This window comes from Pantoea phytobeneficialis (assembly GCF_009728735.1).
GTDB lineage: Bacteria > Pseudomonadota > Gammaproteobacteria > Enterobacterales > Enterobacteriaceae > Pantoea > Pantoea phytobeneficialis.
This window is the reverse complement of the sequence record NZ_CP024636.1, coordinates 3,269,554-3,287,785: the sequence shown is the minus strand read 5'-3', so window position 1 is coordinate 3,287,785 and position 18,232 is coordinate 3,269,554. Positions and strand designations below refer to the sequence as shown.

Below are 18,232 nucleotides of genomic sequence, written 5' to 3'. Positions count from 1 at the left end.
CGGTTCGCCCCTTTGCTTTTCCTGGTGTTGGCGTTAAATCAGGCGGCTTTGGTTGCCAGCTCTTCTTCCGGGCGTTTCAGGATAGCGTAGCCAAGGCCCGCCACCGCTGTACCAATCACGATGGACATCAGGTAACCCAGTACCGGCGTAATCGCCCCTGGAATCAGCAGCACGAACAGACCACCGTGTGGTGCCATCAGCTTCGCGCCAATTGCCATCGAAATCGCACCGGTCACCGCCCCACCAACGATACAGCATGGCAGGACACGCATCGGATCACGCGCTGCGAACGGAATCGCACCTTCAGAGATAAAGCACAGGCCCAGTACCAGCGCAGCTTTGCCACCTTCCTGCTGACCTTTGTTGAATTTACGACGCGCAACAATAGTCGCCAGACCCATCGCCAGCGGTGGCACCATACCGGCGGCCATAATCGCGGCCATCGGTGCGTAAGTCTGCGAGCTCAGCAGTCCCACACCAAATGCGTAGGCCACTTTGTTCACCGGACCACCCATATCGGTACACATCATGCCACCGAGGATAGCGCCCAGCAGGACAGCGTTCGCCGTACCCATGTTCGCCAGCCAGTGAGTCAGGCCGCTCATGATGCCCGCTACCGGTTTGCCTACCACGTAAATCATCAACAGGCCGGTGATCAGACTGGCAACCAGCGGAATAATCAGAATCGGTTTTAGCGCTTCCATACTTTGCGGCAACTTCACTTTGCTGCTCAGCATCTTCGCGGCGTAACCGGCAATGAAACCGGCGATGATACCCCCCAGGAAACCGGCGTTAATGCTGGTCGCGATCATCCCGCCGATCAGACCTGGCGTCAGACCCGGGCGGTCAGCAATGGAGAAGGCGATAAAGCCTGCCAGCACCGGCACCATCAGGGCAAAGGCGCTGCCGCCACCAATCTGCATCAGCGCAGCGGCGAGGGTGCCCGGCTCTTTAAACGCGGTGATACCGAAGGCGAAGGAGAGCGCAATACTCAGACCACCAGCCACCACCATCGGCAGCATGTACGACACGCCGGTCAACAGGTGACGATAAGCACCGGTTTTTTCCTGCTTATCTTCCTGGCCGCCAGAAGCACGCGCACCGCTTGGCTGGTAAGTTTTGGCTTCGGTCTGGGCTTTATCCAGTTCCTGCGCGGTTTTCTTCAGCGCAAGGCTGGTTGAGGTACGGTACATCGGCTTCCCGGCGAATTTCGCCAGATCCACATCGATATCGGCCGCAACCACCACCAGATCGGCAGCTGCCACTTCTTCCGGGGTGATAGCGTTACCCGCACCCACGGAACCGCGGGTTTCCACTTTCACCCACCAGCCACGTTTTTTAGCTTCAGCTTCAATGGCTTCGGCAGCCATAAAGGTATGCGCTACGCCAGTCGGGCAAGCGGTGACAGCAACGATGCGTTTCGGCCCGCTGCTCTGTACCGCAGCCGGGGCGGCAACCGCACTTTGCACCGGTTGGGCGTTGGCTTTCGCCTGGCTGATTGTCGCCAGCGGATCGCGCAGCAGCTGCTGAACATCCACCAGCGCCAGTGATTTGCCTGCCAGCTGTGCATCGCTCGGGGCGTTGTGACCCGCCACCAGCACCAGATCGGCGTCAGCAGCATTTTCTGTAAGGGTAAGACCAGCCTGCGCCGCAACCGCACGCAAACTTTCCATCGCTAAATGACCTGAGGCGAGGCCCAGGGAAGAATCTTTAATCAGCAGCGTTTTCATTATACCTCTCCTGCTGTTAGTTAACGGGTTGTAAGTCAACACGCGCCATCATCGCGGCCAACTGGGTACGATCGGTAACCCCAACGTTGCTCTGGCTGACGGCCATAGCCGCCACTGCCGTTGCAAGACGCAGGGTGTGTTCACTGGATTCGCGCATCAGCAGGCCATAAATCAGTCCACCAACCATTGAATCCCCGGCACCTACGGTGCTGACCACTTCACACGCAGGCGGTTTGGCAATCCATTCGCCTGAAGCATTCACCCACAGCGCCCCTTCTGCTCCGAGTGAAATCACTACATGGGCTATGCCCTGCTCGCGCAGCTCATGCGCGGCGTCAATCACATCTTTCAGCGTCGGCAGCTTACGCCCCGCCCAAATCTCCAGTTCGCGGCGATTGGGTTTTACCAACCACGGCGCGGCTTTCAGACCTGCCACCAGCGCTTCACGGCTGCTGTCGAAAATGATGCACGGACATTGGGTGCGCAGATCGCTCATCCACTGGGTAAAGGCTTCCGGCGCCACCCCTGCTGGCAGGCTGCCGCTGACGCACACCATGTCGAACTGACCAAGCCAGGTCAGAGAGTCGGCGGTGAAGCGCTCCCAATCCTGGGCGGTGACGTCAAAACCGGAAAAGTTCAGGTCGGTCACTTCACCGTCTTTTTCCGTCAGCTTGACGTTGATACGGGTACGGCCCTGCACCACCTGAAAACGGTTGGCGATACCCAGCTCGCTGAACAGCTGCTGAAAGCCGTCCTGGTTCTCTTTACCAAGAAAACCACCCACGGTGACATCGATGCCTAAGTCTTTCAGCACTTTCGCGACATTGATGCCTTTACCTGCGGCATGCAGGCCGGTGGTTTTGACCAGGTTAACTTCCCCGCGCTCGATCTCCGGCGTATAGCCGACCAGATCATAAGCCGGGTTAAGTGTGATGGTGGCTACGCGACGACTCATGCTACCCCCTCGCCCAGGCCGCTATTAATGGCCTCTTCAATGGCATTCAGTGCCTGCTGTGCATCTTCACCGCTGGCGGTAAAGCGCAGGCGATGACCTTTCTTCACACCCAACGCAACCACTTTCATCAGGCTGCGACCATTGGCGGGTTTACCGCTGCCGTCAAGGTTGGTGACGGTGATGTCGCTGTTAAACTGTTTGATCACGCTGACCAACGCGGTACCCGGACGGGCATGCAAACCGTGTTCGTTACGGATGGTGTATTCAGCGGTCAGCATATCGGCTTGTTCGTCCACTTCGCTGGTCAGCAACGCCAGAATCCCGGCAGCATCGGCTTTCAGCAGACGTTCAGCTTTATTGGCATGCAGTAAGCTGCTGAGGTAGCCCAGCACTTCCAGCGGACGGTCGTCGCTGGCTGCCACGGTCACCAACAGCGCCACGTTTTCACCGGCGTGGTCAAACGGTGTTGCCGCACGGCTGACGGCCACGGCGCTGTTCAGGTTGCCGATGGCGCTATCGCTCAACCAGATGCCCTGGCCGAGACTCAACGGCGCGTTTGATACCACGCTGGCAACGAAACCAGCATCCACGGCACCTGCCGCCTGTAAACGACCGGCGTTCAGTGCCTGCAACGTCATCAGGTCACTGGCAGCAACATCGACTGCAATCAAGGAAGTATCGAATTTGAATTCCGCCGCCTGCTTTTCACCCATCAGCAGCGCACGCAGATCTTCTGCCGATGCAGTTTTCAGCTGCTCGGCAATGCTGTCATCGCTGAGTACATGGGTCAGCTGACGCAGCAAGGCGAGATGTTCGTCGGATTTCGCGGCAATACCGATGGCGACATACGCCGTCTGGCCGTCGCCCCACGCCACACCCTGCGGGAACTGGAACACCTGCACGCCGGTTTTCAGCACCAAATCGCGGGTGTCGGTCGTACCGTGTGGGATGGCAATGCCGTTGCCGAGAAATGTGGTGGTTTGCTGTTCGCGCGCCAACATGCCATTAACGTAGCCTTCCGCTACATTGCCCGCAGCGGTTAACGCTGCCGCGACCTGACGAATGGCTTCTTCTTTGTTCTGTGCGCTGGCACCGGTATGAATGGCCTGAACTTCGAGCTGGAACATATCTCTCCTCGCTTGCTGAATTGAATCGTTTCAGCTTGATGGCGAAAAAATACGCTGTACGACATCGGCTTAGCCGGGACGACAACGCTGAAACGTTTCAGGGAATATGGTACAGCTCTGCCCGACAGGCAAGAAAATGCGTAATCGACGTAGCAGATTTTTGACGCTACGCACACTTCAGATGTGATTTAGGATTTTCGCCAGATGCAACGCTGACGGTTTTGCTGTAACGCCAGCGGCAGTTAAAGCCACCATTTCAGCAAAATATCAGCAAATCTTCAGGGCGCGGTATCCGCTTCTAATTTCAGCAGATAAATCATGGCCTCAGCGCGACTGGTGTGACACATTTCGGCGCTGGGTTGCAGGCCCGCGCACACCGCCGGGCGTAACGGTGAACCAAATATTTTACAGCGTTGCTGGGCATCAAGCTGAATGCAGGGGGTATTGGCCGGTTTGCCATTGGGCATGCCAGGAATGGGAGATGAGATGGAGGGAGCTGTGCAACAGGCACCGCACTGGTCACGACACAACATTACAGGTACCTGCACCGGGATTTCGCGGCGACAATAGCAGGCTACCTGTGGGAACGCCACTTCATTTCCCGTAGCGGCGCGATTTATCGCGCTCTTTTGACCTTTGGGTATAAAAAACCGCGCGATAAATCGCGCCGCTACACAATATGCCCGAATTCCCTACAAGATGGGAAAATTTGCGCCAGTCCGCTTGCCTGTTTTTACCGGCGCGGGTAACGTGGCGCGATCAATTCTCTCTTAGCGAGTAACACACGATGCCAAAGGCAAACGAAGTTAAAAAAGGGATGGCTGTCACCTGGAATGGCAAACTGCTGCTGGTGAAAGACATCGATATTCAAAGCCCCAGCGCGCGTGGCGCGTCAACCCTATACAAGATGCGTTTTACCGACGTGCGTACCGGCATGAAAGTGGAAGAACGCTTCAAAGGCGACGATATTCTGGAAGCGATCACCCTGACCCGTCGCTTTGTCTCCTTCTCTTATATAGATGGTGACGAATACGTGTTTATGGATGATGAAGACTACACGCCATACACCTTCAAAAAAGAGCAGATTGAAGAAGAGCTGCTGTTTATTCCTGAAGGCGGTATGCCTGGCATGCAGGTACTGACGATGGATGGTCAGTTGCTGGCACTGGAACTGCCACAAACCGTTGACCTGGAAATTGTTGACACATCACCGGGCATCAAAGGCGCTTCCGCCAGCGCGCGCACCAAACCCGCCGGAATGAGCACCGGTCTGGTTATCCAGGTTCCGGAATATCTCAGTAATGGCGAACGCATCCGCATTCATATCGCGGAACGTCGTTATATGGGACGTGCTGATTAAGCACACCCTGACTGTCCGGCGCGCCACAAATGTTATAGTATAACAATCTATTGGCTGCGCCGGGGAGTGATCTCCTGCGCACGTTGTTCTCGATGATTGAGGCAGAATTGTGACGCATGTAAATCTGATTACCGGATTTCTCGGCAGCGGCAAAACCACCGCCCTGCTACATCTACTCGCCAATAAGCCGCCCGGCGAAAATTGGGCAGTGCTGGTGAATGAGTTTGGCGAAATTGGTATTGATGGCGCGCTGCTCGCCGATCGCGGAGCCACGCTCAAGGAGATCCCTGGCGGTTGTATGTGCTGCGTCAACGGCCTGCCATTGCAGGTTGGCCTGAATATGCTGCTGAAGCAAACCAAACCTGACCGCCTGCTGATTGAACCTACCGGGTTGGGCCATCCCCGACAATTACTTGATATGCTACGCGCTGCCGTCTATCAACCCTGGTTACAGGTTGATGCTACGCTGACGCTGCTCGATCCGCGGCATCTGGCTGACGAACGCATTGTGCAGAATGAAAACTTCCGCGATCAACTCAGTGCCGCCGATATCGTGGTTGCAACCAAAAGTGACCGTTGGCATGCAGAGGATCGGCAACGGCTTACTGCCTGGAAACAGCAAAACCTTGGCGATCGTCAGTGGGTAGAAGCGGCCTTGGGCCAGATCGATCCCGCGCTACTCAGGCAACAGGGTTTGGCGGATCGTGCGGTTCCCCAAGCACAACATCACCACCCAGAATCTCGCCCGCAAGGGCTGGCGGCGCTGAAACTTGATGGTCAGGCGCGCTGGCGACGCGCGCTAAATGATGGTCAGGGTTATGCTTCCTGCGGCTGGATTTTCGATGCTGACACGGTGTTCGATACCCTCCCAGCCCTTGAATGGGCGCGGCTTGCGCCAGTGGACAGGGTGAAAGGCGTGCTGCGTACGCCTGACGGATTGGTCACCATTAATCGTCAGGGTGAGGACCTGTTTATTGAAACGCGTCCCACCACACCACCTGATAGTCGCATTGAATTAATCCACCATCAGCCCGTCGACTGGAACATTTTGCAGTCCGGCTTGTTGAAGATTCGTTTAAAATAACTGCGGTAGGTTTCCCCGTTATTTTTCTTTTTTTGAGTTGAACTATGCGCGCTTCTCGTCTTCTCACCATCCTGCTGTTGAATGTGCTGGGTGTGGTGATTTTCTTTTCCTGGTATTTGCCGCCCGACCACGGCTTCTGGTTTGGGCTTGATAAAGCCATCTTCTTTGGTTTCAACGATCAGATGGTGGTACACCACGGCTTTGCGATTTTGGTGGCGATCACCAACTTTCGCGGTTTTGACCTGGTGTCACTGCTGGCAATGGGGCTGCTCTATCTGTGGTTCTGGCGTCGCGAAACACCGCAGGGCCGTCGCCGGATGTTGGCAATCGGCGTCACCATGCTACTGACTGCGGTGGTGCTGAACCAACTGGGTCATCTGCTGCCCGTGCAACACGTCAGCCCGACGCTGTTCTTTGAAAACGTCCATCGCGTCAGCGAACTGACTGGCATTCCCGCTAAAGATGCATCCAGCGATAGCTTCCCTGGCGACCACGGTATGATGCTGATTATCTTTGCCTGCTTTATGTGGCGCTATTTCGGCTTCCGCGCTTTCCTGGTGGGTTTGGTGATCGTATTCGTGTTTGGTTTGCCGCGTGTAATGGCTGGTGCGCATTGGTTCACTGATATCGCTGTCGGTTCACTGTCCGTCGTACTGGTGGGCCTGAGCTGGTGGTTATTAACGCCGGCCAGTGACAAATTAGTTAACTGGTTGTATCGAAGCTTGCCGGGTAAATATAAGCCGCAAGCGTAATTGTTTAGCGCGAGTGATCAAACAACAAAATAGTGATCGCTCGCGCTTAATGAAACCCTAAATAGATTATTAGCTCGCTAAGTAGTTATCAGTAAAAAGAAAAGATTATGGTGTGATCTGTTGTAGACCAGGCTTTTTCTTAATCTGTCCAGTCAGAACCCTCTTAAAATCGGCCTTAACGCCAGAATTAGCCCCTGATCCTGCCGCTATTTCCCTGTTTAATCGCTGCCAGTTGTCGATAAAGTAGCCATTGTGTTACAGATTGATTTCACATCGAAAAAACCTATAAAAATTTATATAAAAGCACTCGCCACGCGGTCTGTAATCGGTTAACCTCAAACGCAATCAGTAGCTGAACAGCATAAAATGTGGTTCCGAAGGCAACAAAAATGTGTGCATTAACACATTTTAGTAATTAAGGAATTGTCTTAGCTGGTCGCTCTTATTAATCTCGACTCGTTTTGTCATCTGGCTGGCGACATTTTGTCGTAAGGATTTCGAAGGAAAACACCCATAATGGTCAAGTCTCAACCAATACTGAGATACCTCAGACGGATTATTCCGGCAGTAGCATTAGCAACGCTCTTATCAGCATGTAGCAGTACCCATAACGGGCAGAACGCGAATAACGAGAATCATGAAGTTAACAACCAGAATGGTTTTTTACTTCAGGCGTCTCAGGATGAATTCGAACAGATGGTGCGGAATGTGGATATCAAATCCCGCATCATGGACCAATACGATGACTGGAAAGGCGTGCGTTATCGCTTAGGCGGTGATACCAAGCGCGGCATCGATTGTTCCGCTTTTGTTCAGCGCACCTTTCGTGAGCAGTTTGGGTTAGATCTTCCGCGTTCAACTTATGAACAGGAAGATACCGGTAAGCAGGTCTCTCGTACAAAACTGCGCCCTGGTGATTTAGTGCTGTTCCGCGCCGGTTCAACCGGTCGCCATGTCGGCATCTATCTGGGTAATGATAATTTTGTACACGCATCCACCAGCAGTGGTGTGATGATCTCCAGTCTCAACGAGAGTTACTGGAAGGCACGTTACCGTGAAGCACGGCGTGTTTTAGGGCGTAATCCCAGCTAATCAATCCCCTTTGAAGATCCTCTCAGCCAGAGAATCAGAAGACGCTGCCCCGGCAGCGTTTTTTTTCGCCTGTCGTTTTTTTCTCCCTCAGAATCGATAAAAAGTAATTGAGAATCAGAAATATAACGAGACTTTTCTCGCGCTCTCGTTATATTCTCGTTCACTTACTTACCCTCATCAAATCGGGTTGCACAGCGGCGAAAGACGCAGCAGCAACCAGACGGAAGACGGGAAGACACCAGATAGCAGTAGTGCGCGGTTAACATAATAAAATGGCAAGACAAGGGGAATTCACTCCATGCCACTGTCGGGGACGTTAAAACGTCATGCAACCTATTCGCGCCGAATCGCCTGGAGCAGCGTGATCGTCGGCGCCGTGTTCTTTCTGTTGTTTGTCACTGTCCTGTTAACGATGACCTGGCAAAAAAGAGTTCAGCAGCATACGTTGCTGTTGTCTCATAGTCGGGACGATTTACAACAGGTGATGACAACTCTGGTCAATACCCTTTATCCACTTCAGCAATACACCCAACTGGAGTGCAACAGCGTTGGTCGCGAGCTTACCTCACGCGCCGCCTTCGCCGGTAATATTCGTGCCATCCTGTTGGTGCGTCATGGTAACGCCTATTGTTCATCCGCCACCGGGGCCTTCCTGTTGCCGGTGGGGGATATCTCCCCGGAATCGGAACTGGAGCGCGACAGCGATCTGCGCTTAATGGAAGGCACGCCGCTGCAACCCAAAAAACCGGCGCTGGTATTGTGGATGAAAAATCCCGGCAACGAAGAAACCGGCATTCTCACTACCATGAACCTCAGCCTTACGCCTTATCAGCTACTGGCCTCTTACCATCCAGAAATCACCGGCATGGCGCTGATAGTCGGTGATCGGGCTATATTAAGCGGCAGTAACCAAGTGGTGCACGTAAGCGATTTACCCCCGTCTCTGGCAAGTATTACGTTTAATCAGGGCACCATGCAGTTTGTCCTGTTTGGCTCCACCCTCGCCGCACCGGATTATCACCTGATTGTTCTCAGCGGCATGTTATTTTCACTGCTGGTGGGTGGTGCCTGCTGGTTGCTGTTGACGATTCATCAACACCCCAGCAAAGAGATTATGCAGGGCATCAAACGAGGTCAGTTTCACGTTGAGTATCAGCCGCTGGTCACCGCACAAGACGGCAAACCCTATGGTGTGGAAGCCCTGCTACGCTGGACTCATCCCAGCGAAGGCATGATCCCGCCCGATGCATTTATCAGCTACGCTGAAGCCCAAAACCTGATTATCCCCCTCACCCGTCATCTGTTTAAATTGGTCGCGCGTGATGCTCATGAGATGTGTCATCAATTACCGCGTGGCACCCGCATGGGTCTCAACCTGTCACCGTTGCACCTCGCTTCCGACAGTTTCCGACGTGATGTGCAGGACTGGATTGCCGACATGCCGCCCAATCACTTCAACTATGTGTTTGAGATTACCGAACGCACCATGGTGAAGGAGAAAAACGCAGGTGAAATCTTTGCCTGGTTGCATGATAACGACATCAAAATTGCGATTGATGATTTTGGTACCGGACACAGCGCCCTGATTTACCTCGAAAAATATCCCTTCGACTATCTTAAGATTGACCGTGGTTTTGTACAAAGCATCGGTACCGAAACCGTCACGTCACCAGTGCTGGATGCAGTGCTACTGCTGGCAAGAAAACTCAATCTGAAAACCGTGGCGGAAGGGGTGGAAACCGGTGACCAGGCGGCCTGGCTGGTTAATCGGGGGGTGACGCATTTGCAGGGTTATCTGTTTAGCCGCCCGCTGAAACCGGAGAATCTGGTGAATTATTATCAGCAGCAACTGGCTGCTGCGGGTTAACGTCACGCGAACGTCATGAAACTGCTACCATAAGGTGCGGATAACGAAAGGAGAGCGTCCCTCTTATGCTGCTTCGTTTAATCACAGCGTTATTGATTGGCTGTGTCATGTCGTCAGTACATGCGGAAACCATCAACGAAAGCTATGCCTTCGCCAAGCTGGGCGATCCAAAATATGAGGTGAACTTCACCCATTATGATTATGCCAACCCGGCAGCGCCGAAAGGTGGCAAGCTAACGCTGGCGGTGATCGGCACCTTTGACAACTTCAACCGTTACGCTTCGCGCGGCAATCCCGGCGCTGCGACCGATACGCTGTACGACGGTCTGTTCACCACCTCCGATGATGAGCCAGCCAGTTACTATCCTCTGATTGCTGAATCCGCTCGCTATCCCAGTGATTTCCACTGGATGGAAGTGTCCATTAACCCACACGCGCAATTCCAGGATGGCACGCCGATTACCGCGCAGGATGTCGCCTTCACCTTTCAGAAATTTATGACCGAAGGTGTGCCGCAGTTCCGTGTGGCATTTCGCGGCGTTGAAGTCAAAGCGCTGAACCGCCTCACGGTGCGGATAGATCTGCCCAAGCCGGATAAAGACTTAGCCCTCAGTTGGCTGACGCTGCCGGTGTTGCCGCAAAAATTCTGGCAGGATAAAAAATTCAACGAACCCATTGGTTATCCCCCCCTTGCCAGTGGCCCTTATCGCGTCACGTCGTATAAATCCGGGCAGTTTATTCAGTACAGCCGGGTGAAAAATTACTGGGCCGCCAATCTTCCGGTGAATCGCGGTCGTTTTAATTTCGACACTATCCGTTACGACTACTATCTCGACGATAATGTGGCGTTTGAGGCCTTTAAAGCCGGTGCCTTCGACCTGCGTCTTGAAGGTTCCGCCAAGAAATGGGCAACGCAATATCGTGGCCGCAATTTTGACAACCACGCCATCGTCAAACAGGTCACGCCGAATGATGTCTCCACCAATACCAGTTGGCTGGCATTCAATAATGAAAAGCCATTGTTTCAGGATTTACGGGTACGTCAGGCGATGAGCCTTGCCTTTGATTTTGAATGGATGAATAAGGCGTTGTTCTACGGTGCGTATAAACGCTCCAGCAGCTACTTCCAGAACACCGCGTATGCGGCAAAAGGTTACCCCGACGCCGCACAACTGATTTTGCTGGCACCTTACAAAAGCGAACTGCCGCCGGAAGTGTTTACCAATGAGTATGCGCCCCCCCGCTCCGATGGTAGCGGTTTCGATCGTGACAATTTGCTGAAAGCCATGAACCTGCTGAAAGAAGCCGGTTGGGAGATTAAAAACCAGCAGTTGGTCAATTCGAAAACCGGTCAACCATTCCGCTTTGAGCTACTGCTGAACAGCGGTTCAAACAATGACTGGACCCTACCGTTCCAGCACAGTCTGGCGCGACTGGGCATTCAGGTCTCCCTGCGTCAGGTAGACAGCTCACAATATCTGCGTCGCCTGCGCCACGGTGATTACGATATGACGCCATCAACCTATTACGCGATGCCGTGGCCATCGACTGATCTGCAAACCATCTGGCAGTCTGAATATATCGAATCAACCTGGAACACCGCGCGGGTGAAAGATCCGGTTGTTGATCACTTCGTGCAACAGATAGTCGCGGATCAGGGCAATGAGAAAGCGCTGCTGCCGCTCGGTCAGGCGCTGGATCGCATCCTGCTGTGGCGCGCCTATATGATCCCGATGTGGTACAACGCCGAACAACGGCTGGCATACTGGAATAAATTCTCGCACCCCGAAATCAAGCCCGCCTTCGCCACCGGGCTGGAAAACTGGTGGTACGATGTGAACAAAGCCGCGCGTTTGCCGGCCGATCGACGCTGAGGAGTGCGGTTTGGGTGCTTATTTCCTGCGCAGATTACTGCTGATCATCCCCACCTTGTGGGCCATTATCACGCTCAACTTTTTTATCGTCCAAATCGCACCGGGTGGGCCTGTGGATCAGGCGCTGGCGAATATTCAGTTTGGTCACAGTAGTGGGATACCCGGCGCGCCAGCTGGCGACAGTGGCGGAGCGCGTGGTGCGCTAAGCCGTGATAATCCCGGCGATAGTCAGTATCGCGGCGCACGCGGCCTTGACCCTGAAGTGATTGCCGAGATCAAAAAGCGCTACGGCTTCGATAAGCCGATGTGGCAACGCTATGTGGAGATGCTGTGGAATTACGTGCGCTTCGATTTTGGCGACAGCCTGTTCCGCAGTTCGTCGGTGCTCCAGTTAATCAAAGAAAGTTTGCCGGTCTCCATCAGCCTTGGGTTATGGAGCACGTTAATTATTTATCTGGTGTCCATTCCGCTCGGTATCAAGAAAGCGGTCCGTAACGGCAGCGCTTTTGATATCTGGAGCAGCAGCTTTATCATTATTGGTTACTCGATTCCGGCGTTTCTGTTCGGCGTGATTTTAATTGTGTTATTTGCCGGGGGCAGCTATCTCGACTGGTTCCCACTGCGCGGCCTGACATCACCCCAATTCGACAGCCTGCCGTGGTACGGCAAAATTACCGATTACCTGTGGCATATTACGCTGCCGGTGCTGGCGACGGTGATTGGCGGTTTTGCCACCCTGACCATGCTGACCAAAAACTCTTTTCTCGATGAAATCCGCAAACAATATGTAGTGACCGCACGCGCGAAGGGCCTTGATGAAAAACGCATCCTGTATGGCCATGTGTTCCGCAACGCCATGCTGTTGGTCATTGCTGGTTTTCCCGCCACGTTCATCAGCATGTTCTTCACCAGTTCGGTGCTGATTGAGGTGATGTTCTCCCTTAATGGCCTTGGCCTGTTGGGCTACGATGCCACCATCCAACGTGATTATCCGGTGATGTTTGGCACGTTGTATATTTTCACGCTGATTGGCCTGCTGATGAATATTCTCAGTGATTTGACCTACACCCTGGTCGATCCACGCATTGATTTTGAGGGTCGCTGATGCGCTTGTCCCCATTAAACCAGCAGCGCTGGCAGCGTTTTCGCCACAATCGACGGGGTTACTGGTCGCTGTGGATTTTCCTGATTATTTTCCTGCTGTCGCTGGGTGCCGAGTTACTGGCTAACGATAAACCGTTGCTGGTGCATTATCAGCAGCGCTGGTATGTTCCGCTGCTGTTTAACTACAGCGAAAGCGATTATGGCGGGGATTTTTCGACCCCGGCGGATTATCAGGACCCGTGGCTGAAACAACGCCTTGCTCAACAAGGCTGGGCCATTTGGGCACCGATTCGTTTCAGTGACAGCACCATCAACTTTGCAACCAATGTCCCCTTCCCTTCTCCTCCGTCGACGCAGAACTGGCTCGGCACCGATGCTAACGGCGGCGATGTGTTGGCCCGCCTGTTGTATGGCACGCGGATTTCGTTGCTGTTTGGTCTGCTGCTGACGCTGTTCTCCAGCGTGATTGGCATCGTGGTCGGCGCGGTGCAGGGGTATTTCGGCGGACGCGTCGATTTAGTCGGGCAGCGCCTGATTGAAGTGTGGTCCGGCATGCCATCGTTGTTTTTATTAATCTTACTTTCCAGCGTCATTCAGCCGGGTTTCTGGTGGCTGTTGCTGGTGACGGTGGTGTTTGGCTGGATGAGTCTGGTCAGCGTGGTCCGGGCAGAATTTCTACGCACCCGCAACTTTGACTATATTCGTGCAGCACGCGCGCTGGGCGTCAGTGACAGCCGCATTATGTTGCGCCATATGCTACCTAACGCGATGGTCGCCACCTTAACCTTTTTGCCCTTTATTCTGTGCGGGTCGATCACCACGCTGACCTCACTCGATTTCCTTGGCTTTGGTCTGCCAGTGGGTTCACCGTCGCTGGGCGAGTTGCTGTTGCAGGGTAAGAATAATTTGCAGGCGCCGTGGCTCGGGTTATCGGGCTTTTTTGCGTTGGCCATTTTGCTGTCGCTGCTGATTTTTATTGGTGAAGCGGTACGCGATGCCTTTGATCCAAGCCGGGGGAGCTAAATGAGCAACTTACTGACCGTCAATCACCTCGCTGTTGCGTTTCAACAACGCACCGTGGTGGAGGATATTTCGCTGCGCATTGATGCGGGTGAAACCCTGGCGCTGGTCGGCGAATCCGGTTCTGGGAAAAGTGTCACCGCGCTGTCGATTATGCGCTTGCTGCCGCAGCCGCCGGTCAGCTATCCACAAGGCGAGATTCTGTTTAATGGGCTGAACCTGTTGCAGGCCAACGAACGCACGTTGCGTGGCTTGCGCGGCAACCAGATGGCGATGATTTTCCAGGAGCCAATGGTATCGCTCAATCCGCTGCACAGCGTAGAAAAGCAGTTGTATGAGGTGCTGTCGCTGCATCGGGGGATGCGGCGTGAAGCGGCACGGGCGGAGATCCTTAGCTGCCTTGATCGTGTTGGCATCCGCCAGGCCGCAACGCGTTTGCAGGATTTCCCTCATCAACTCTCCGGCGGTGAACGCCAGCGCGTCATGATTGCGATGGCGCTGCTGACTCAACCAAAATTGCTGATTGCCGATGAGCCAACCACCGCACTGGATGTCACGGTACAGGCGCAGATCCTGCAACTGCTGCGCGAGTTGCAACGCGAGTTGAATATGGGGATGCTGTTTATCACCCACAACCTCAACATTGTGCGTCAGCTGGCACATAGCGTCACCGTGATGCGTAATGGCCGGGAAGTCGAACATAACCGTTGCGCTGCGCTGTTCAGCCAGCCACAGCACGCCTATACCCGAGAATTGCTGGCAGAGGAGCCAGATGGCAGGCCCGCCCCTCTCAGCGACACTCTCCCGCTGTTGCAGGTAAAGAATCTGCATGTCGGCTTTCCGGTGCGCCGTGGCCTGCTAAAACGTACCGTGGCGGAGAAAACGGCGGTGCAGGATCTGAGTTTTACCTTGCGGCGCGGCGAAAGTCTTGGCCTGGTGGGTGAGTCCGGCTCCGGCAAAAGCACCACCGGGCTGGCACTGCTGCGCCTGATTGCGGCGCGTGGGGAAATCTGGTTCGATAATCAACCGTTGCATCAGTTGTCAGCGAAGCAGTTGTTACCGCTGCGGGAAAAAATTCAGGTGGTGTTTCAGGATCCTAACTCGTCACTTAACCCACGGATGACGGTGCAGCAGATTATCGCCGAAGGCCTGGCAGTACATCGCCCCTCTCTCAGCGCCGCCGAGCAGGAAGCCAAAGTGATAGCGGTAATGGAGGAAGTCGGACTGGATGCGGCAAGCCGTACACGCTATCCGGCTGAATTTTCCGGCGGCCAGCGTCAGCGCATTGCTATCGCGCGGGCGTTAATTCTTGAGCCACAACTGATGGTGTTGGATGAGCCGACCTCATCGCTCGATCGCTCGGTGCAAAAACAGATACTTAGCCTGCTACGTCGTTTACAGCAACAACATCAGCTGGCTTATCTGTTTATCAGCCACGATTTGCAGGTGGTGCGCGCCCTGTGCCATCAGCTGATTGTGCTGCGCCAGGGAGAGGTGGTGGAGCAAGGTGAATGTGATGCGCTATTTGATGCGCCACAGCAGGAATATACGCGGCAGCTGTTGGCATCCGCGCAGGTTGAAAGCCTGATTTAATGACCGTCAAAAGTTTCCGCGATGGCGACACCCTGATTCTTCAGGCAGCAATTCGTGGCGCTTTCGTCACCACGCTGGATCAGCAGGCAGGGCTGCCCTTCACATTGGGCGATCTTGCACTCAACCTGAATCTGCGCCAGCGTATCCTGCAACTGACGCAGAATCTCCATTGCCGGATGGCCGTCGTGGCTAAGCAGGCGTAACGCCACCAGATCCTGGTCATTTTCAGCATCGGCAGATTCCTGGCGCTCAATCTCACCAGCATGATCAAGCGACCAGCGGTAATGTTGCGGCAGACGATGCACAACGGAAAGTTGCAGCATAGATACGTAATCCCCAGAGACGTTAACGTTATTCACAACGAACGGCGCACACGCAGTGAATCCTTTTTCCTGGTTAACTCAGAATACGGACGTCAAGGTTAGCCTTCTCGTTTTAAACACAAAGCATGTAGCAGAGTTATTATTTGCGAGTTTGCTCGCATTTATCGCTATATGTACCCTGTTCGGCGGCAGTTAACAATCATTTTAGACGCAATAACGTTACTTTTTTACTTATTAATTTTCACAATATGGAAACATTACAAACAGAAAAGGTATTACATAAACCGTAGCGACGTGATTTATCGCGCAAATTGCAGAACAGCGCGATAAATCGCGCTGTTACGAGTTGGGGGGATGTTAACAGGTCAGGCGCTGGCGTGGCGGGGTCGTGAAGCGTAACTGAACAACGCAATTGAAACGGTGGCGCACAGCGCGATAGTCGCCACCATCGGCCAGGCGCTACTGACATTGATCATTGACAACAATGCCCCAACCAGCGCACCGACACCGAAACGTAAGGTGCCCGCCAACGAGGATGCCGTGCCAGCCATATGTGGAAACTCATCCAGCACCACCGCCATCGCGTTGGAAGATACCGTTGAGACGCAGCCGATAAACATCGCTACTCCCAGTACCAGCGGCAGAAAACCTAGGTTAAGCGCGCTCACCACCAGCAGCCAAATTCCCATGCAGAACTGGATTACCAGACCAATGCGGAACATCGCCAGTGGCCCAAAGCGGCGCACGGCACGGCTGTTGATTAACGTCATCACAAACAGGAACACCACGTTGAGGCCAAAGTAGTAACCAAAATTCTGCGGCGAGACGTGGTTCACCTCGATGTAAACAAAGGGACCGGCATTGAGGAAAGCAAACAATCCGGCAAAGGAGAATCCGCTCGCCAGCATATAGCTGAAAGCGCGTTTATGGCGGAACAATGCGACAAAATTCCCCAGTGTGGTACGCAGGTGAAAACGCTGGCGCTGCTCCGGTTTTAGCGTCTCGCGGATTTGCGTGACCACCAGCACCGTGGTGACAATAGCGGCAATCGACAGTGTCCAGAAGATGGCGTGCCAGCTCCATAACAGCAACAACCAGCCGCCGATAATTGGTGCCATCAAGGGTGCAATGGTGGTGATTAGCATCACGAACGACATCATGCGCGAGAAATCCTCTTTCGAGTAGCTGTCACGCATCAGGGCGTTGATCACCACACTGGCCGCCGCAGCTGACAGGCCGTGCAGAAAACGCATGAAGATCAGTTGATCAATGGTTTGCGACAACGCACATGCCGCCGCCGCACAGGCAAAAATCAAGGTGCCAAGGGCAATCACCGGTTTACGGCCATAGCTGTCGGCCAGTGGCCCATACACCAACTGACCAATCGCAAAGCCGAAGATATACAGGTTTAACGTCATCTGTACGCTGCCAGACGAAACAGCAAACTGGCGGGCAATTTGCGGCATAGCGGGCAGATACATGTCGATGGAGAGCGGCATCAGCATCGCCAGCAATCCGAGAATAACCACTAACCCGACCGGTGAATTCTTTTCCTTTGGCACCACATGCTCCCGCTATTTTTGCTGTTTTAATTCGTCAGGTAAGCCAATGCTGGCAACTTCTTCTTCAGTCAATTCCCGGTACTCACCTTCCGCAAGCTCCGCATCAAGCACGATTTCGCCAATGAGTTCACGGTGCAGCGTCACCACATGGTTACCTACCGCGGCAAACATGCGTTTTACCTGGTGATAACGCCCTTCGCTGATGGTCAGCAACGCTTCCTGCGGGCCAACAATTTCCAGCGTAGCCGGTTTAGTCAGATCTTTTTCATTGTGCAGTTGCACGCCGGTGGCAAACTTTTCTACCAGAGCCGGATCTATCGGCAACTCCACGCCAACACGATAGGTTTTTTCGCAGTGATGACGCGGTGACGTAATACGATGCGACCACTGACCGTCATCCGTCAGCAGCACCAGACCGGTGGTATCGATATCCAGACGCCCTGCCGCATGCAGCTTCCCAACCATTGGCTCTTCAATAAAGAACAGAATGGTCGGGTGATCCGGATCATCGGTGGAACAAACATAACCCTGTGGCTTGTTTAACATGAAATAACGCGGGCCGTGCTGCTGCACCAGTGGATTGCCGTCGTATTCGACTTCGTCATCCGGCAACACTTTATAGGCGGTGTCGCGTACCACTTCGCCATTGATGGTGATTTTTTTCGCGCGGATTTCACGCGCGGCAATGGCACGGCTGATTTCCAGTTGCTGAGATATGAATTTGTCGAGTCGCATGAATTCGCTTTGCCTGTTTACTGCGGAGGGAAACTGAAACGGTGTTTTTATCCG

General features: G+C 53.8%; 16 protein-coding genes. 9 read left to right on the top strand and 7 right to left on the bottom strand.

The genetic code is table 11. From position 1 onward, the window contains the following. Positions 1-38 precede the first annotated feature (38 nt). The 4 genes from fruA to CTZ24_RS15230 form a co-directional block, all read right to left on the bottom strand. A complete protein-coding gene (gene fruA, locus CTZ24_RS15245; RefSeq protein ID WP_208723956.1) occupies positions 39-1,730 on the bottom strand; it encodes a PTS fructose transporter subunit IIBC in 1,692 nt (563 codons plus the stop codon). A 16-nt stretch (positions 1,731-1,746) separates the two neighbouring features. After that, complete coding sequence (gene fruK / locus CTZ24_RS15240) at positions 1,747-2,685, bottom strand: 1-phosphofructokinase (protein WP_021185010.1); 939 nt, start codon at positions 2,683-2,685, stop codon at positions 1,747-1,749. Beyond that, on the bottom strand, positions 2,682-3,812 hold the full coding sequence (gene fruB, locus CTZ24_RS15235; protein ID WP_021185011.1) for a fused PTS fructose transporter subunit IIA/HPr protein: 1,131 nt from the start codon (positions 3,810-3,812) through the stop codon (positions 2,682-2,684). Before fruB ends, fruK begins: the two co-directional genes overlap by 4 nt. A gap of 278 nt (positions 3,813-4,090) precedes the next feature. Next, complete coding sequence (locus CTZ24_RS15230) at positions 4,091-4,345, bottom strand: YkgJ family cysteine cluster protein (protein WP_036626791.1); 255 nt, start codon at positions 4,343-4,345, stop codon at positions 4,091-4,093. 254 nt (positions 4,346-4,599) lie between these two features. Between CTZ24_RS15230 and yeiP the strand changes: the two genes are divergently transcribed. The 9 genes from yeiP to yejF all read left to right on the top strand — a co-directional run bounded on the left by yeiP (position 4,600) and on the right by yejF (position 15,558). Then, positions 4,600-5,172 carry an elongation factor P-like protein YeiP gene (yeiP, locus tag CTZ24_RS15225; RefSeq protein WP_021185013.1) on the top strand — a complete coding sequence of 191 codons (573 nt, stop codon included), beginning with the start codon at positions 4,600-4,602 and terminating at the stop codon, positions 5,170-5,172. A 109-nt stretch (positions 5,173-5,281) separates the two neighbouring features. Beyond that, positions 5,282-6,256: a CobW family GTP-binding protein gene (locus CTZ24_RS15220; RefSeq protein WP_208723955.1), complete on the top strand. Its 975-nt coding sequence runs from the start codon at positions 5,282-5,284 to the stop codon at positions 6,254-6,256. Between the two features lie 44 nt (positions 6,257-6,300). Further along, the gene (locus CTZ24_RS15215) at positions 6,301-7,008 is read left to right on the top strand and encodes a phosphatase PAP2 family protein (protein ID WP_208723954.1); all 708 of its coding nucleotides are present in this window, start codon (positions 6,301-6,303) and stop codon (positions 7,006-7,008) included. 516 nt (positions 7,009-7,524) lie between these two features. Then, positions 7,525-8,100, top strand: coding sequence for a bifunctional murein DD-endopeptidase/murein LD-carboxypeptidase (gene mepS / locus CTZ24_RS15210; protein WP_013509814.1), 576 nt, complete (start codon positions 7,525-7,527; stop codon positions 8,098-8,100). A 298-nt stretch (positions 8,101-8,398) separates the two neighbouring features. Then, the gene (pdeN, locus tag CTZ24_RS15205; RefSeq protein WP_208723953.1) at positions 8,399-9,967 is read left to right on the top strand and encodes a cyclic di-3',5'-guanosine monophosphate phosphodiesterase PdeN; all 1,569 of its coding nucleotides are present in this window, start codon (positions 8,399-8,401) and stop codon (positions 9,965-9,967) included. A gap of 65 nt (positions 9,968-10,032) precedes the next feature. After that, on the top strand, positions 10,033-11,841 hold the full coding sequence (locus tag CTZ24_RS15200) for an extracellular solute-binding protein (protein ID WP_208723952.1): 1,809 nt from the start codon (positions 10,033-10,035) through the stop codon (positions 11,839-11,841). A 10-nt stretch (positions 11,842-11,851) separates the two neighbouring features. Beyond that, the gene (locus CTZ24_RS15195; protein WP_208723951.1) at positions 11,852-12,946 is read left to right on the top strand and encodes a microcin C ABC transporter permease YejB; all 1,095 of its coding nucleotides are present in this window, start codon (positions 11,852-11,854) and stop codon (positions 12,944-12,946) included. Beyond that, positions 12,946-13,968: an ABC transporter permease gene (locus CTZ24_RS15190; RefSeq protein ID WP_021185019.1), complete on the top strand. Its 1,023-nt coding sequence runs from the start codon at positions 12,946-12,948 to the stop codon at positions 13,966-13,968. Before CTZ24_RS15195 ends, CTZ24_RS15190 begins: the two co-directional genes overlap by 1 nt. Further along, positions 13,969-15,558: a microcin C ABC transporter ATP-binding protein YejF gene (gene yejF / locus CTZ24_RS15185; protein WP_208723950.1), complete on the top strand. Its 1,590-nt coding sequence runs from the start codon at positions 13,969-13,971 to the stop codon at positions 15,556-15,558. Here yejF and CTZ24_RS15180 read toward each other — a convergent pair. The 3 genes from CTZ24_RS15180 to rsuA form a co-directional block, all read right to left on the bottom strand. Beyond that, the gene (locus CTZ24_RS15180; RefSeq protein WP_021185021.1) at positions 15,555-15,881 is read right to left on the bottom strand and encodes a YejG family protein; all 327 of its coding nucleotides are present in this window, start codon (positions 15,879-15,881) and stop codon (positions 15,555-15,557) included. The two genes, yejF and CTZ24_RS15180, sit on opposite strands and share 4 nt — an antisense overlap. A gap of 365 nt (positions 15,882-16,246) precedes the next feature. Next, the gene (locus CTZ24_RS15175) at positions 16,247-17,443 is read right to left on the bottom strand and encodes a Bcr/CflA family multidrug efflux MFS transporter (RefSeq protein ID WP_036626795.1); all 1,197 of its coding nucleotides are present in this window, start codon (positions 17,441-17,443) and stop codon (positions 16,247-16,249) included. A 12-nt stretch (positions 17,444-17,455) separates the two neighbouring features. After that, positions 17,456-18,178: a 16S rRNA pseudouridine(516) synthase RsuA gene (gene rsuA / locus CTZ24_RS15170; RefSeq protein WP_208723949.1), complete on the bottom strand. Its 723-nt coding sequence runs from the start codon at positions 18,176-18,178 to the stop codon at positions 17,456-17,458. Between the last annotated feature and the right edge of the window lie 54 nt (positions 18,179-18,232).

Bases quoted from the DNA above. Each gene is read 5' to 3' on its own strand.
- fruA (WP_208723956.1), bottom strand. From the start codon at position 1,730: ATGAAAACGCTGCTGATTAAAGATTCTTCCCTGGGCCTCGCCTCAGGT.
- rsuA (WP_208723949.1), bottom strand. From the start codon at position 18,178: ATGCGACTCGACAAATTCATATCTCAGCAACTGGAAATCAGCCGTGCC.
- pdeN (WP_208723953.1), top strand. From the start codon at position 8,399: ATGCCACTGTCGGGGACGTTAAAACGTCATGCAACCTATTCGCGCCGA.
- CTZ24_RS15215 (WP_208723954.1), top strand. From the start codon at position 6,301: ATGCGCGCTTCTCGTCTTCTCACCATCCTGCTGTTGAATGTGCTGGGT.
- mepS (WP_013509814.1), top strand. From the start codon at position 7,525: ATGGTCAAGTCTCAACCAATACTGAGATACCTCAGACGGATTATTCCG.
- yejF (WP_208723950.1), top strand. From the start codon at position 13,969: ATGAGCAACTTACTGACCGTCAATCACCTCGCTGTTGCGTTTCAACAA.
- fruB (WP_021185011.1), bottom strand. From the start codon at position 3,812: ATGTTCCAGCTCGAAGTTCAGGCCATTCATACCGGTGCCAGCGCACAG.
- CTZ24_RS15200 (WP_208723952.1), top strand. From the start codon at position 10,033: ATGCTGCTTCGTTTAATCACAGCGTTATTGATTGGCTGTGTCATGTCG.
- CTZ24_RS15230 (WP_036626791.1), bottom strand. From the start codon at position 4,345: ATGTTGTGTCGTGACCAGTGCGGTGCCTGTTGCACAGCTCCCTCCATC.
- yeiP (WP_021185013.1), top strand. From the start codon at position 4,600: ATGCCAAAGGCAAACGAAGTTAAAAAAGGGATGGCTGTCACCTGGAAT.
- fruK (WP_021185010.1), bottom strand. From the start codon at position 2,685: ATGAGTCGTCGCGTAGCCACCATCACACTTAACCCGGCTTATGATCTG.
- CTZ24_RS15180 (WP_021185021.1), bottom strand. From the start codon at position 15,881: ATGCTGCAACTTTCCGTTGTGCATCGTCTGCCGCAACATTACCGCTGG.
- CTZ24_RS15190 (WP_021185019.1), top strand. From the start codon at position 12,946: ATGCGCTTGTCCCCATTAAACCAGCAGCGCTGGCAGCGTTTTCGCCAC.